This window comes from Planococcus maitriensis (assembly GCF_003289925.1).
GTDB classification, from domain to species: Bacteria; Bacillota; Bacilli; order Bacillales_A; family Planococcaceae; genus Planococcus; species Planococcus maitriensis.
Map to the genome: position 1 here is coordinate 1,077,659 of NZ_QLZQ01000001.1, position 15,175 is coordinate 1,092,833.

A 15,175-nucleotide genomic window follows, 5' to 3' on the forward strand; every position below is an offset into this window, starting at 1 on the left:
TTCTTTACACAATTTGAAGAGACCTCTATGAGGAGGAGTATAGATGGCGGATTATTTGGTGATTGTCGAATCGCCCGCAAAGGCGAAGACAATTGAACGGTATTTGGGAAAAAAGTATAAAGTGAAAGCCTCTCTCGGCCATTTGCGCGATTTGCCGCGCAGCCAGATGGGAGTAGATGTCGAAAACAATTACGAGCCCCGCTATATCACGATTCGCGGAAAAGGCCCGATTCTGCAGGATCTGAAAAAAGAAGCGAAAAAAGCGAAAAAAGTCTTTCTCGCGGCTGACCCCGACAGAGAAGGTGAAGCGATTGCCTGGCATTTGGCGCATGCGCTCGGAGTGGATGTCGATTCGGATTGTCGCGTCGTATTCAACGAAATTACGAAAGACGCAGTAAAAGATGCGTTCAAGCATCCGCGTAAATTGGACATGGATTTGGTTGATGCCCAGCAGGCACGCCGCATCCTAGACCGCCTTGTCGGTTATAGCATCAGCCCGATCCTGTGGAAAAAAGTGAAAAAAGGCTTGTCGGCCGGCCGCGTTCAATCGGTTGCACTAGGCCTCATCATCGACCGCGAGAACGAAATCAAGAATTTCGAGCCTGAAGAGTATTGGTCGATTACCGGAGAGTTCGAAAAAGCGAAAAAAACATTCGAGGCACAGTTTTACGGGACCCCGGAAAAGAAACAGAAGCTTTCCAATGAAGAAGATGTCAAAGCCGTCTTGGCTACGATAAAAGGCAAGGATTTTCTCGTCAAGAGCGTTGTGAAAAAAGAACGCAAACGCAATCCTTCTCCTTCTTTCACCACATCCTCACTCCAGCAGGAAGCAGCACGCAAGCTGAATTTCCGTGCCAAGAAGACGATGATGCTTGCCCAGCAGCTCTATGAAGGGATTTCGGTCGGAAAAGAAGGCGTGACTGGTTTGATCACGTATATGCGTACGGATTCGACGCGGATTTCCGAATCGGCCAAGCAAGACACCATCGGTTTTATCCTCGATAAATACGGCGAAGAATATGTAACGCAAAAGCCTGCAGCCAAGCAATCCCAAAAATCACAGGATGCACACGAAGCTGTCCGCCCGACCAGCGTCCACCGCACGCCGGAATCGCTGAAGAGCATATTGTCGCGCGACCTTTACCGTTTGTACAAATTGATCTGGGACCGCTTTGTGGCGAGCCAGATGTCGCCGGCTGTGCTGGACACGGTAATGGCAGAGCTGCAGAACGGCGAAGCGATTTTCCGTGCCAACGGTTCCCAAGTGAAGTTTCCTGGATTCATGAAGCTTTATATTGAAGGGACCGACGACAAGAAAGAGGAAAAAGACAATATCCTCCCGGAAATGAAGGAAGGCGACAAAGTCAAGGCGACGGAGATTACGCCGAACCAGCATTTCACACAGCCGCCTCCACGCTATACGGAAGCGCGCCTGGTACGCACATTGGAAGAGCTCGGCATAGGCCGCCCGTCGACCTATGCACCGACTTTGGATACCATACAAAAACGCGGCTATGTTGCACTCGACGCGAAGCGCTTCATCCCGACCGAACTTGGGGAAATCGTGCATCAATTGGTGCGTGATTTCTTTCCGGATATTTTGAACATCGAGTTCACGGCGAAAATGGAAAATGATCTGGACAGCATCGAAGAAAGTGAAGTCGACTGGCGCGCAATCATCGATGCCTTCTATAAAGAGTTCGCGAAAGACCTTGAAGTGGCGGAGAATGAAATGGAGAAAGTCCAGATCAAAGATGAGCCGGCTGGAGAAGATTGCGAGGAATGCGGTTCGCCGATGGTTTTCAAGCTTGGGCGCTACGGTAAGTTCATGGCCTGCAGCAACTTCCCGGAATGCCGCAACACAAAAGCGATCGTCAAGCATATCGGCGTCAAATGCCCGACTTGTAAAGAAGGCGAGATCGTCGAAAGGAAAAGCAAGAAGCGCCGCATATTCTATGGCTGTGAACGCTATCCGGAATGTGAATTCGTTTCTTGGGACAAGCCGATCGAACGCCCTTGCCCGAAATGCAGCAGCTTGATGGTCGAAAAGAAAGTGAAAAAAGGCGTGCAGATCAATTGCACAGCCTGCGACTACAAAGAAGAAGTCCAATAATTAATAGAGGTGTTTTATCATGACGAAAATTGTAAATGTAATCGGTGCCGGCCTTGCAGGAAGCGAAGCGGCATGGCAAATCGCCAAACGCGGCGTCAATGTCAGGCTTTATGAAATGCGCCCTGTCAAACAAACGCCGGCACACCATACGGATAAATTTGCGGAATTGGTCTGCAGCAACTCGCTGCGCGCCAATTCATTGACCAATGCGGTCGGCGTCATCAAAGAGGAAATGCGCAAACTGGATTCGGTCATCATCGACGCAGCCGATAAAGCATCGGTGCCGGCTGGCGGCGCACTTGCAGTCGACCGCCATGAATTTGCGGGAACTGTGACGGAAAATGTCCGCAACCACCCGCTCGTTGAAGTGATCAATGAAGAAGTGACGGAAATTCCGGAAGGCATCACCATCATCGCAACCGGCCCATTGACTTCCCCGGCGCTAGCAGAGAAAATCCGCAAGCTGACGGGTGAAGAGTATCTCTACTTCTATGACGCGGCAGCGCCGATCGTCGAAAAAGACAGTATCGACATGGACAAAGTCTATCTGAAATCGCGCTACGACAAAGGCGAAGCCGCTTATCTGAACTGTCCGATGACAGAAGAAGAGTTCCGCCGCTTCCATACGGCTTTGGTCGAAGCGGAAGTCGTGCCGCTTAAGGAATTCGAAAAAGAAATTTATTTCGAAGGCTGCATGCCGGTCGAAGTGATGGCGGCCAGAGGCGATAAGACCTTGACATTCGGGCCGATGAAACCTGTCGGGTTGGAAGACCCGAAAACCGGGAAACGCCCTTATGCTGTCGTGCAATTGCGCCAGGACGATGCAGCGGGCACGCTATACAATATCGTCGGGTTCCAGACGCATTTGAAATGGGGAGCGCAAAAGGAAATCCTGCGCATGATCCCGGGGCTTGAGAATGTCGAAATCGTCCGCTACGGCGTCATGCACCGCAATACATTCATCAACTCGCCGAATGTCCTGAAACCGACCTATCAATTGAAGGCCGACCCGAATATCTTCTTCGCCGGCCAAATGACAGGCGTCGAAGGCTATGTGGAATCTGCGGGCAGCGGCTTGCTGGCTGGCATCAACGCAGCGAAGCTGGCACTGGGCGAGGAGCCGGTCGTATTGCCCGCCGAAACGGCACTTGGCAGCATGGCGCGCTATATCACCGAAGCGGATTCGAAGAACTTCCAGCCGATGAATATCAATTTCGGCTTGTTCCCGGATCTCGGCGAACGCATCAAGTCGAAGCAAGAGCGCGCTGAGCGCCATGCCAACCGTGCATTGGAATCAATTCAAAATTATATGAATTCAGTGACGGTTTAATTGAAAAAAGCCTCTAAGTATTGGTATACTTTAGAGGCTTTTTTAATTGCCTGAAAGGCGGCATGCCAGATGACGAAAGAACAGATGCTCGAATCGTTCATGAGCTATATCCAATTGGAAAAGAATTATTCCGCCCACACTGTCCACCAGTACCTACAGGATCTGGAGGGTTTTTTTCTGTTCCTGGAACAAGAAGGTGTGAGCGATCTGCACGAAGTCGAATACCTTCATGCGCGAAATTATGTAACGAAACTATATGAAGCCGAATTGTCAAGAACGTCCATATCAAGGAAAATCTCTGCTATCCGGTCGTTTTTCCGCTACGGCAACCGCGAATTCGGGCTTAGCGAAGCGGCGTTCCGCTCGCTGTTCCATCCGAAGAAAGAAGAGCGGCTGCCCCAGTTTTTCTACGAGGAAGAGCTTGAGCAGCTGTTCGCTTCACTCACCGGTGAAGATGCGCTGTCGCTCCGCAATCGCGCCTTGCTGGAATTGCTTTATGCGACCGGCATGCGAGTCAGTGAATGCGTATCGATCAAGATAAAGGATTTGGACCGCCATATGCATATCGTCAAAGTGCTCGGCAAGGGCAGGAAAGAGCGTTACATCCCATATGGCCAGTTTGCCCATGACGCGCTGGAACTTTATATCGACTCGGCCCGTCCAAGGTTAATGAAGGCGAAAGAGCACGAGATGCTGTTCGTCAATAGCCGTGGAGATGGTGTGACGGACCGTGGCGTCCGCCATATCCTGAACGAGTGCATGAAAAAAGCGTCCCTTAACTCATCGATTTATCCCCATATGATCCGCCATACATTCGCCACCCATCTATTGAATAACGGGGCGGATATGCGCACTGTCCAGGAATTGCTGGGCCATGCGCATCTCAGTTCCACTCAAGTCTATACGCATGTGACGAAAGACCATTTGCGCAATACGTATTTAAAATCCCATCCAAGGGCATAGAGAGGAGAATTTATCATGCAGGAATTTCATGCAACCACAATCTTTGCAGTAAAGCATAAAGGCAAATCGGCCATGGCTGGAGATGGGCAAGTGACATTCGGCAACGCCGTCGTCATGAAACATACTGCAAAAAAGGTCCGCAGGCTCTATAACAATGAAGTGCTGACGGGATTTGCCGGTTCCGTGGCGGATGCCTTTACGCTGTTTGAAATGTTTGAAGGCAAACTCACCGAATTCAACGGCAACCTCCAGCGCGCTGCTGTCGAACTCGCGAAGCAATGGCGCGGCGATAAAATGCTGCGGCAACTGGAAGCGATGCTGATCGTCATGAACAAAGATGAACTTTTGCTTGTCTCAGGCACCGGCGAAGTCATCGAGCCGGACGACGGGATCCTGGCAATCGGCTCCGGCGGCAATTACGCGCTTGCGGCCGGCCGGGCATTGAAGAAATACGCAGGCGACCAACTGACGGCGGGCGAAATTGCCCAATCCGCGCTTGAAACGGCTGCAGATATTTGCGTCTATACCAACCATCAAATCATTATGGAGGAGTTGTCAGAATGAAAACACAAACCGATTTAACTCCCCGGCAGATCACCGATCACTTGGACCGTTTCATCGTCGGGCAGAAAGACGCCAAGCGTTCGATCGCGATTGCGCTGCGCAACCGCTACCGCCGCAGCCGCCTCGATGAAGAAATGCAGGATGAAGTCATCCCGAAGAATATTCTGATGATCGGCCCGACCGGCGTGGGGAAGACGGAAATCGCGCGCCGCATCGCAAAACTGACCGGCGCGCCGTTCATCAAAGTCGAAGCGACGAAGTTTACGGAAGTCGGATATGTCGGCCGTGATGTGGAGTCCATGGTGCGTGATTTGGTGGAAGCATCCGTGCGCATCGTCAAAGAAGAAAAATACGAAGCCGTGAAGGAACGGGCAGAATCTGCTGCCAACGACCGCCTCGTGAAGTTGCTGGCGCCTTCGATGAAGAAAAAGCAAACTGCGCAAAATCCGCTGGAAATGTTCTTCGGGCAAAAACAGGAGCAGGAAGAGGAAGATCCGGAAGCGGAAGTGGAAGTGCGCGTCAAGCGCCGGGAAATTGCCGCTGACCTGAAAGCGGGCAAGCTGGAAGACGAATGGGTGACAGTGGAAGTGACGGAAAACACGGCATCCATGTTTGACGCTTTCCAAGGGTCGGGTATGGAGCAGATGGGTGAGAACATGCAGGATGCACTATCTTCCTTGATGCCGAAAAAAAAGAAAAAGCGCCGCATGCAAGTGAAAGACGCCCGGCGTGTACTGACGGCTGAAGAATCGGAAAAATTGGTCGACAGTGAGGAAATCTCGTCAGAGGCGATTAGCCGCGCCGAGCAGCAAGGCATCATCTTCATCGATGAAATGGACAAAATCGCCAGCAAAAGTTCCAGTTCTTCTGCGGATGTTTCGAGGGAGGGTGTCCAGCGCGACATCTTGCCAATCGTCGAAGGCTCGACTGTATCGACGAAATACGGGGCCGTGAAGACGGATTACATGCTGTTCGTCGCAGCCGGGGCGTTCCATATGTCGAAGCCGTCAGACTTGATCCCGGAATTGCAGGGCCGCTTCCCGATCCGTGTCGAATTGACCAAGCTCGAAGTCGGTGATTTCGTGAAGATTTTGACCGAACCGAAACATTCCTTGCTTAATCAGTATAAAGCGCTTCTCGAAACAGAAGGAGTTATGGTACACTTTACTGATGCGTCAATCGTCAGACTTGCGGAAATTGCTTATGAAGTAAATCAACAGACGGATAATATCGGCGCTCGCCGACTTCATACAATATTGGAACGCTTATTGGAAGACCTATCATTTGAAGCATCTGAGATTTCACCTGCCCAAATCGATATCACTCCTCAATACGTCAATGAAAAACTTGAAAATGTGGCGAAAAACAAAGATTTGTCACAATTTATCCTGTAGAACGAGGCGTATTGGTTTCATTAAAGTGTAAAAACCTTTAGAATATTGAATAAACGGTGCGAAATACGTACGAATCATGTAGGAGGTTCATAATTATGAATTTATTGGGAAAAACAAGACGCATTAACTCTATGCTGCAAGCAGCAGCCGGCAAGCCGGTAAACTTTAAGGACATGGCTGAAACATTGAGCGAAGTCATCGAAGCGAATGTCTTCGTCGTCAGCCGCAAAGGGAAGGTCCTCGGCTATGCGGTCAACCAGCAGATCGAAAACGAGCGCATGAAGAACATGCTCGAAGAACGCCAATTCCCGCTTGAATACACACAAAACCTATCAAACATCACGGAAACATCCGCTAACTTGGATGTGAACAGTGAGCACACGATCTTCCCGGTAGAAGAGCGTGAACTATTCAAGAACGGCTTGACGACGATCGTTCCGATCATCGGCGGCGGCGAACGCCTTGGCACTTTGCTGCTAGGACGCGTTAACGACCAGTTCGGCGATGACGATTTGATCCTTGGCGAATACGGCGCGACAGTTGTCGGCATGGAGATCCTCCGTGAAAAAGGCGACCGCATCGAAGAGGAAGCGCGCAGCAAGGCTGTCGTGCAAATGGCAATCAGTTCACTGTCTTACAGCGAACTTGAAGCGATCGAGCATATCTTCGAAGAACTTGACGGCAACGAAGGCTTGCTTGTCGCCTCGAAAATTGCTGACCGCGTCGGCATCACGCGTTCGGTCATCGTCAACGCACTCCGCAAACTTGAGAGTGCCGGCGTCATCGAATCGCGCTCACTCGGCATGAAAGGGACGTATATCAAAGTATTGAATACGAAATTCCTTGCAGAGCTCGAACAATTGAAAATGAATTAATCCCATGCGCCGCCCCGGACTAGCTATTAGTTCCGGGGCGGCTTTTGCGTTCTGTACCACCTCGGAATTTTGAAGAAGTTACAGCTTTCCATTACAAATTGTCTATTCCATTTCCTGTTTATAATTAAGGGGATGAAAAAGCGTGTTGAATAAATAACTTTTCGGCGCTAGTGTAGCGGAAGCCGGTGACTAATGAATATGCGAAGCCTTGCTGAGTATGTTCATTTGCGACGCATCTGCTAGCAGATGTCTTTGTGCGATGCCCGAACATAGTGAGGGTTGAGCAGATGGGGAAGCGGCAGCTTTCAAAGCAGGGCTTAGCCGACGAACCGTGCCCTGGCAGCTGGCAACGCGACGTTCTGTCGCGCCAGCTGCATGGCCCACACCCTGTGCCCGAAAGCATCCGGCTGGAGCGGGACGAAGAAATAGCCGAGGTTTCCCAGAAGACCCTATACCTTTTCCAAGCTTTCACTAACTTTTATAAATATCAGTTGCAGGCACCAGCAATTGCGTGGTATAATTTCAAATGGTGTTAAATACACACGCATTCCGATCTGTTCCGCAGGTGCCTGTATGGGTAACGGTTCAGAAGCGAAGAGTGCGGAGGCAAACAAAAACCTATTAGGAGGAAACACATCATGGCAGTAATTTCAATGAAACAATTGCTTGAAGCTGGTGTACACTTTGGCCACCAGACTCGCCGCTGGAACCCGAAAATGAAAAAATACATCTTCGTGGAACGTAACGGCATCTACATCATCGACCTTCAAAAGACGGTCCGCAAACTCGAGGAAGCTTATAACTTCATGAGACAAGTGGGCGAAGAAGGCGGTAAAGTCTTGTTCGTAGGAACTAAGAAACAAGCTCAGGACGCTATCAAAGAAGAAGCAGAACGTTCTGGCAACTACTACATTAACCAACGCTGGTTGGGTGGTACTTTGACTAACTTCGGCACGATCCAAAAACGTGTTAACCGCATGAAACAGATCGAGCGCATGGAAGAAGACGGCACTTTCGAAGTCCTTCCGAAAAAAGAAGTAGTCCAATTGAAAAAACAACACGAACGCTTGGAGAAATTCCTAGGCGGTATCCGTGACATGAACGGTCTTCCAGACGTAATGTTCGTCGTAGACCCTCGTAAAGAACGCATCGCAGTAGCAGAAGCTATGAAATTGAACATCCCAATCGTAGGTATCGTTGATACGAACTGCGATCCGGACGAAATCGATTACGTAATCCCTGCAAACGATGATGCTATCCGTGCGGTCAAACTATTGACTGGCAAAATGGCTGACGCTCTTCTTGAGTCCAAGCCGGAAGAAGACGAAGAAGCATCAGCGGAAACTGCTGAGTAATTCGCAATGTTTACAGGTGATAAGCGGCCAACCCCACTTATCACCTTTTTTTGAGAAAACACAGACAAGCTGAAGGAGGAATTTAATCATGGCAGTTACAGCTCAAATGGTTAAAGAATTGCGCGAAAAAACAGGCGCAGGTATGATGGATTGCAAAAAAGCATTGGTACAGACTGACGGCGACATGGACGCAGCCCTAGATTTCCTTCGTGAAAAAGGATTGGCGAGTGCTTCTAAAAAAGCTGACCGCATCGCTGCTGAAGGGATCACGTCGATCCTTGAAGAAGGCAACGAAGCAGTCATCTACGAAGTTAACGCTGAAACGGATTTCGTAGCGAAAAACGAAGGTTTCCAGACTTTGGTCAAAGAAATCGGCGAACACTTGCTTGCGACAAAACCGGCGACAATAGATGAAGCGAACGCATCTACAATGTCTAACGGCTTGACAGTACAGGACCACATTTCGAATGCAATCGCTAAAATCGGTGAAAAAATCACTTTGCGCCGCTTCGAAATCCGCACGAAAACAGACAACGACGCTTTCGGCCCTTACTTGCACATGGGCGGGCGCATCGGCGTACTCGTTCTTTTGGAAGGCTCTTCCGATTCACAAGCTGCACGCGATATCGCTATGCACATCGCTGCGCTTAACCCGAAATACGTTTCACGCGACGAAGTGTCTGCTGACGAAGTAGAGCGCGAGCGCAAAGTATTGACTGAGCAAGCGTTGAATGAAGGCAAGCCGGAAAAAATCGTTGAAAAAATGGTTGAAGGCCGCCTTGGAAAATACTTCGAGGACATTTGCTTGCTTGACCAGGCATTCGTTAAAAACTCTGACCAGAAAGTCCGCGAATTCGCAGCATCTGTTGGCGGCACTGTAAAAGAGTTCATCCGTTATGAAGTGGGCGAGGGCATCGAAAAACGTGAAGACAACTTCGCTGACGAAGTCATGAGCCAAGTCAACAAAAAATAATTCAACTTTTATATGAGACATCCGGGGAGCACAATGTTGTGTTCCCTGTTTTTCAATAAACGTGTAACGGAGGGTACCGATGAGTGTTCCAAAATACAAACGCATTGTACTGAAATTAAGTGGAGAAGCGATGGCAGGCGGACAAGGTTTCGGTCTTTCCCCTGAAATCATCAAATCTGTCGCAGCGCAAGTGAAGGAAATCGTCGATTTGGGCATAGAAGTGGCAGTAGTGGTCGGCGGCGGAAATATCTGGCGCGGTAAAGTCGGCTCTGAAATGGGGATGGACCGTGCAACTGCAGACTATATGGGGATGCTTGCGACTGTCATGAACTCCCTCGCCTTGCAGGATTCTCTTGAGAAGCAAGACGTGGAAACACGCGTATTGTCGTCGATTGAAATGCGCCAAGTCGCAGAACCGTATATCCGCAGAAGAGCGATCCGTCACCTCGAGAAAAAGCGCGTCGTCATTTTCTCGGCCGGAACCGGTAATCCTTACTTCTCGACCGACACGACGGCTGCCTTGCGTGCGGCAGAGATCGAGGCAGATGTCATCTTGATGGCGAAAAACAATGTGGACGGCGTTTATTCAGCCGATCCTAAAACCGATGTTGAAGCGATCAAATACGATGAGCTATCGTACTTCGACGTCATCCAACAAGGGCTTCAAGTGATGGATTCGACAGCTTCCACATTATGTATGGACAATGATATTCCACTCGTAGTATTCTCTATAATGGAAAAAGGAAACATAAAACGAGCTGTTCTTGGTGAAAAAATCGGGACAGTAGTGAGGAGATCATTATAATGCCGAAAACAATCATGAACGATACGAAAACGAAAATGGGAAATGCCATTCAAGCTTTTTCGCGTGATTTGGCTTCCATCCGTGCAGGGCGGGCAACACCGTCCTTGCTCGATAAGATTACGGTCGAGTACTACGGGGCTCCAACGCCGATCAACCAAGTAGCGGGTATTTCTGTGCCGGAAGCGCGTTTGATCATGATCCAGCCATATGATAAAACGATCCTGCCTGAAATCGAGAAAGCGATCATGAAATCGGATCTCGGGCTCAGCCCTTCAAACGATGGCAACGTCATCCGCCTGGCGGTTCCTGCCCTTACAGAAGAGCGCCGCAAAGATCTCGTCAAGCAAGTGAAGAAAGAAGCGGAAGATGCGAAAGTGGTGATCCGCAACATTCGCCGCGATGCCAACGACGATTTGAAGAAGCTTGAGAAAAAGAGCGAGATCACAGCCGATGATCTGCGCGGCTACTCAGATGATGTACAAGATATGACCAACACCCATATCGCTAAAATCGACGACATGGTCAAAGACAAAGAAACTGAGATTATGGCAGTTTAAAGCGAACTTCATCTGTTCCCGGGCGTCCTGTATAACAGGACGCTTTTTTCATGCCAAAATTTCGGAAGTGCCTTGAAAGTTCACGCACAACGCGCATTTTTTTGATATGATAAGCAATAGACATTCCGATTGGTTACAAGTGGAGGATTAATTATGTTCAATAAACTATTAAAGAGAAATATAGAGCCGGTAGTGGTGGAATACGGGGAGCGCGCCATGGCTGTAGCGGGCGCAGGTGTCCCGTCCCATGTGGCGATCATCATGGACGGCAACGGGCGCTGGGCGAAAAAGCGTTCCATGCCGAGAGTGGCGGGGCATCACGAAGGGATGAAGACAGTCCGCAAAATCACGAAGCTCGCGAGCCATCTTGGCGTCGACGTATTGACGCTTTATGCGTTTTCCACCGAAAATTGGAAACGCCCGAAAATGGAAGTCGACTTTTTGATGCGCTTGCCGGAAGAGTTCCTGTCCAGTTTTCTGCCGGAGCTCATCGAAGAAAACGTCCGCGTGGAAATGATGGGCTATGTGGAGGATTTGCCTGCCCACACGATCCAGGCAATCCAGAAAGCGAAAGAAGCGACCAAACATAATGATGGGCTGGTATTGAACTTTGCATTGAATTACGGCAGCCGGGCGGAAATCGTCGATGCCGTGAAGAACTTGGCCGCTTTGGTGCAGGCAGGTGAACTGGACCCAACCGAAATTTCAGAAGAGATGATCACGAGCCGTCTTATGACAAGCGCATTGCCGGAGCCTGATTTATTGATCCGAACGAGCGGGGAGGTTCGTTTGAGCAATTTCATGCTGTGGCAATTGGCTTATACGGAATTTTGGTTTACCGACACCTTATGGCCGGATTTCGGGGAAGACTGCTTGCTTGAGGCATTCGAGGTTTACCAGAAACGAAACCGGCGCTATGGTGGCTTGAAGGGGGAAGAAGCAAATTGAAGCAACGCATTGTTACGGGAGCTATAGCAGCTGCCCTATTTATTCCATTTGTCATCATCGGCGGGATTCCGTTTATTCTTTTGGTCTACATCCTTGCAACAATCGGTTTTCAGGAATTGCTTAAAATGAAAGGCCGGAGCCTCATGAGCGTACCCGGCCTTATTTCTCTTGTAGCTTTGTATGCTTTCATGCTGCCAGGCGATTGGTCACAGCAAGTATACGAGTGGACCGGCTATTTGAAAGTGGAGTTTGTTTTCATGGCGGTCATCTTATTGCTTATACATACGGTCGTCGTCAAAAACAGCTTTACATTTGACGATGCCGCGTTCGCCATCCTCGGCACCCTTTATGTGGGGTTGGGGTTCTATTACTTAATCGAAACTCGGGAATCAGGGCTCGCGGTATTGGTTTTTGCGCTGCTTGTTGTCTGGTTCACCGATTCCGGCGCTTATTTTACAGGGCGCAAAATCGGGAAACGCAAATTATGGCCCGAAATATCGCCGAATAAGACCATTGAGGGATTTGTCGGCGGCATCATCTGGGCTGTGGGAATCGCATTGATATTTGCCTATTTTGCCGGCATGGAACAGCCTATGGTCTTGGTCGTCATCGTTGCGATCGTCGCTTCGATTTTCGGCCAATTGGGCGATTTGGTGGAATCAGCATTGAAACGACATTTCAATGTCAAGGATTCCGGAAAGATGCTGCCGGGGCATGGGGGCATCCTGGACCGGTTCGACAGCATCCTTTTTGTCATGCCGTTATTGCATTTCCTGCATTTTATTTAAGAGAGGGTTGTTTTATAGATGAAAAAAATCATATTGCTCGGGGCAACCGGTTCGATCGGCATCCAGACGGCGGATATCATCCGGGAACATCCCGAAGCGTTTTCGCTGGTCGGGTTGTCTGCCGGCAGAAACATGGAAAAAACACGCGAGCTGATCCAGGAGTTCCAGCCGGAAATCGTCTGTGTCCAGCTCGCTGAAGACGCGCAGAAGCTGCAGCACGAATTCAAGGGCATTCTATTCGTCCATGGCAACAAAGGCCTTATTGATGCATCGACATATGAAGCGGATGTTTTGGTCAATGCAGTGATCGGCAGCGTCGGGCTCGAGCCCACACTGGAAGCGATCAAGCTTGGCCGCACGATTGCCATCGCCAATAAAGAAACGCTTGTGACAGCAGGCCATTTGGTCATGCAAAGCGCGAAAAAATACGGCGCCGATATCTTGCCGGTGGATAGCGAGCATTCGGCTTTGTTCCAAGCGCTTAATGGAGAAAAGATCGAACAGGCAAGCCGGTTGATCCTGACAGCTTCAGGGGGCAGCTTCCGCGACAAAACGCGCGATGAACTTGCCGGTGTTACGGTCGAAGATGCGCTCAATCACCCGAACTGGTCGATGGGGTCCAAAATCACGATCGATTCCGCGACGATGTTGAATAAAGGCTTGGAAGTAATCGAAGCACATGTCTTGTTCGATTTTGCCTACGACGATATCGATGTGCTATTGCACCGGGAGAGCATCATTCACTCCATGGTCGAATTCCAGGACACGAGCGTCATGGCGCAGCTTGGGACGCCTGATATGAGGGTGCCGATCCAATATGCCTTGTCCTATCCGGACCGCCTGCCGCGCCCAGCTGCCAAACGGCTGGACTTGGCGGAAATCGCCCAGCTCAACTTCAAGGCGATGGATTACGAGCGATTCCGTGCATTGAAGCTCGCATTCGACGCCGGCCGCGAAGGCGGAACGATGACCACCGTATTGAATGCCGCCAACGAACAAGCGGTCGCAATGTTCCTGAACCGCCAAATCGGCTTTTTGCAAATCGAGGAATTCATCGAACGGGCGATGCTTGGCCATAAGACAATCGCTTCACCGGATCTCGAGACGATTCTCGCTGCAGATTCTGAAACGAGAAAAACCGTGGAAAACATGCTAAAATAGCGACAGATTAAAACCGAATAAGGTTTATTAAGGATGGGTTCAAAATGGAGACAGTATTAGCGTTCATAATCATTTTCGGCGCATTAGTGTTTTTCCACGAGCTGGGCCATTTCCTGTTCGCTAAGCGGGCCGGGATCCTCGTTCGTGAATTCGCTATCGGAATGGGCCCCAAGATCTTGGGCATCACACGAGGCGAGACGCTGTATACGGTTAGATTGCTTCCGATCGGCGGTTATGTCCGCATGGCGGGCGAAGAGATGGATGCCATCCATCTGCAGGCGGGCCACCGTATCGGGCTGCTGTTGGATGAAAAGGGACAGGCAAAGAAAGTCATCCTTAACCAAAAGCATGTTTACCCGGACATTCTGTTTTTGGAAGTGGAACAAGCAGATCTGGAAAAAGAATTATATATCAAAGGGTATGATGAAGACGAACAGCTGGTGAATATTAAAGTCGCACGCGATGCGGTAGTGGAAGAGAACGGCCGTGAAACGATTTTGGCCCCTTATGACCGCACGTTCGACGCGAAAAATTTGCCGAACCGCTTCATGACGATTTTCGCCGGGCCGTTCTTCAACTTTATCCTGGCATTCTTTATCTTCACGGCAATCGGCATGATGCAGGGGGTCCCGACTTTCGAGCCGGTCATTTCCGAAGTGACGGAAGACAGCCCTGCTGAACAGGCAGGCATGCAAGACGGCGACCTGGTGACGGAAATCGAAGGCCAGCCGATCAGCACATGGGACGAGCTGGTGGAATCGGTGCAAGGAAGTGCAGGAACAGCGCTTGATTTTCAAGTGGAGCGTGATGGCGAGCCTTTGAACTTTACCATCACGCCTGAACTGTCCGAGCAATCGGCAGAAGAAGTCGGCGTCATCGGCGTCTTGTACCAAAGCCCGGTGGAGAAAGACTTTTTCGGTTCATTCGCCTATGGCGCCGAACAGACAGTCTTTTGGTTCAAGGAAATATTCCGGTTGCTCGGCATGCTAGTGACAGGCCAATTCACCATCGATGCCTTATCCGGCCCTGTCGGCATCTACAAAACCACTGAAGAAGTCGCCCAGTACGGCATCTTTACGCTCATGAGCTGGGCTGGCATGCTCAGCATCAACTTAGGGATCATGAACTTGTTGCCGCTGCCAGCGCTTGACGGCGGACGCCTCATGTTCTTTGTCCTTGAAGCATTGCGAGGCAAGCCGGTCGATAAGCAAAAAGAAGGGATGGTCCATTTTGTCGGGATCATGCTGTTAATGCTCTTGATGATTGTCGTCACATGGAATGACATTCAGCGATTCTTCTTTTAATGAGAGAAAGGGAAGCGTCTAACGCTTTCCTTTCTCTGCTACATA

The 15,175-nt window shown here is 50.0% G+C and carries 14 protein-coding genes; all 14 read left to right on the forward strand.

The genetic code is table 11. From position 1 onward, the window contains the following. The first annotated feature begins 43 nt into the window (after nt 1-43). Nucleotides 44-2,113, forward strand: coding sequence for a type I DNA topoisomerase (gene topA, locus DP119_RS05220; protein WP_112231470.1), 2,070 nt, complete (start codon nt 44-46; stop codon nt 2,111-2,113). 19 nt (nt 2,114-2,132) lie between these two features. After that, on the forward strand, nt 2,133-3,443 hold the full coding sequence (gene trmFO, locus DP119_RS05225; RefSeq protein ID WP_205853836.1) for an FADH(2)-oxidizing methylenetetrahydrofolate--tRNA-(uracil(54)-C(5))-methyltransferase TrmFO: 1,311 nt from the start codon (nt 2,133-2,135) through the stop codon (nt 3,441-3,443). A gap of 69 nt (nt 3,444-3,512) precedes the next feature. After that, nucleotides 3,513-4,406, forward strand: coding sequence for a tyrosine recombinase XerC (xerC, locus tag DP119_RS05230; protein ID WP_112231474.1), 894 nt, complete (start codon nt 3,513-3,515; stop codon nt 4,404-4,406). A 15-nt stretch (nt 4,407-4,421) separates the two neighbouring features. Beyond that, complete coding sequence (gene hslV / locus DP119_RS05235; RefSeq protein WP_058380455.1) at nt 4,422-4,970, forward strand: ATP-dependent protease subunit HslV; 549 nt, start codon at nt 4,422-4,424, stop codon at nt 4,968-4,970. Then, nucleotides 4,967-6,364 (forward strand): HslU--HslV peptidase ATPase subunit, encoded by a 1,398-nt coding sequence (gene hslU / locus DP119_RS05240; RefSeq protein ID WP_112231476.1) that lies wholly within the window; start codon nt 4,967-4,969, stop codon nt 6,362-6,364. The genes hslV and hslU overlap by 4 nt, the downstream gene beginning before the upstream one ends. 95 nt (nt 6,365-6,459) lie before the next feature. After that, on the forward strand, nt 6,460-7,239 hold the full coding sequence (gene codY / locus DP119_RS05245; RefSeq protein ID WP_112231478.1) for a GTP-sensing pleiotropic transcriptional regulator CodY: 780 nt from the start codon (nt 6,460-6,462) through the stop codon (nt 7,237-7,239). A gap of 638 nt (nt 7,240-7,877) precedes the next feature. Beyond that, entirely contained in the window at nt 7,878-8,594 is a 717-nt protein-coding gene (gene rpsB, locus DP119_RS05255; RefSeq protein WP_068869391.1) for a 30S ribosomal protein S2, read from the forward strand. Between the two features lie 88 nt (nt 8,595-8,682). Then, nucleotides 8,683-9,567, forward strand: coding sequence for a translation elongation factor Ts (tsf, locus tag DP119_RS05260; RefSeq protein ID WP_112231482.1), 885 nt, complete (start codon nt 8,683-8,685; stop codon nt 9,565-9,567). Between the two features lie 79 nt (nt 9,568-9,646). Further along, nucleotides 9,647-10,372, forward strand: coding sequence for a UMP kinase (gene pyrH / locus DP119_RS05265; protein WP_068869389.1), 726 nt, complete (start codon nt 9,647-9,649; stop codon nt 10,370-10,372). Then, a complete protein-coding gene (gene frr, locus DP119_RS05270) occupies nt 10,372-10,929 on the forward strand; it encodes a ribosome recycling factor (protein ID WP_112231484.1) in 558 nt (185 codons plus the stop codon). The genes pyrH and frr overlap by 1 nt, the downstream gene beginning before the upstream one ends. A 153-nt stretch (nt 10,930-11,082) precedes the next feature. Next, a complete protein-coding gene (locus tag DP119_RS05275; protein WP_112231486.1) occupies nt 11,083-11,877 on the forward strand; it encodes an isoprenyl transferase in 795 nt (264 codons plus the stop codon). Further along, nucleotides 11,874-12,665 carry a phosphatidate cytidylyltransferase gene (locus tag DP119_RS05280; protein WP_112231488.1) on the forward strand — a complete coding sequence of 264 codons (792 nt, stop codon included), beginning with the start codon at nt 11,874-11,876 and terminating at the stop codon, nt 12,663-12,665. Before DP119_RS05275 ends, DP119_RS05280 begins: the two co-directional genes overlap by 4 nt. Nucleotides 12,666-12,683: 18 nt before the next feature. Further along, nucleotides 12,684-13,826 carry a 1-deoxy-D-xylulose-5-phosphate reductoisomerase gene (gene dxr / locus DP119_RS05285; protein WP_112231490.1) on the forward strand — a complete coding sequence of 381 codons (1,143 nt, stop codon included), beginning with the start codon at nt 12,684-12,686 and terminating at the stop codon, nt 13,824-13,826. Between the two features lie 44 nt (nt 13,827-13,870). Further along, complete coding sequence (gene rseP, locus DP119_RS05290; RefSeq protein ID WP_112231492.1) at nt 13,871-15,130, forward strand: RIP metalloprotease RseP; 1,260 nt, start codon at nt 13,871-13,873, stop codon at nt 15,128-15,130. The last annotated feature ends 45 nt before the right edge of the window (nt 15,131-15,175 follow it).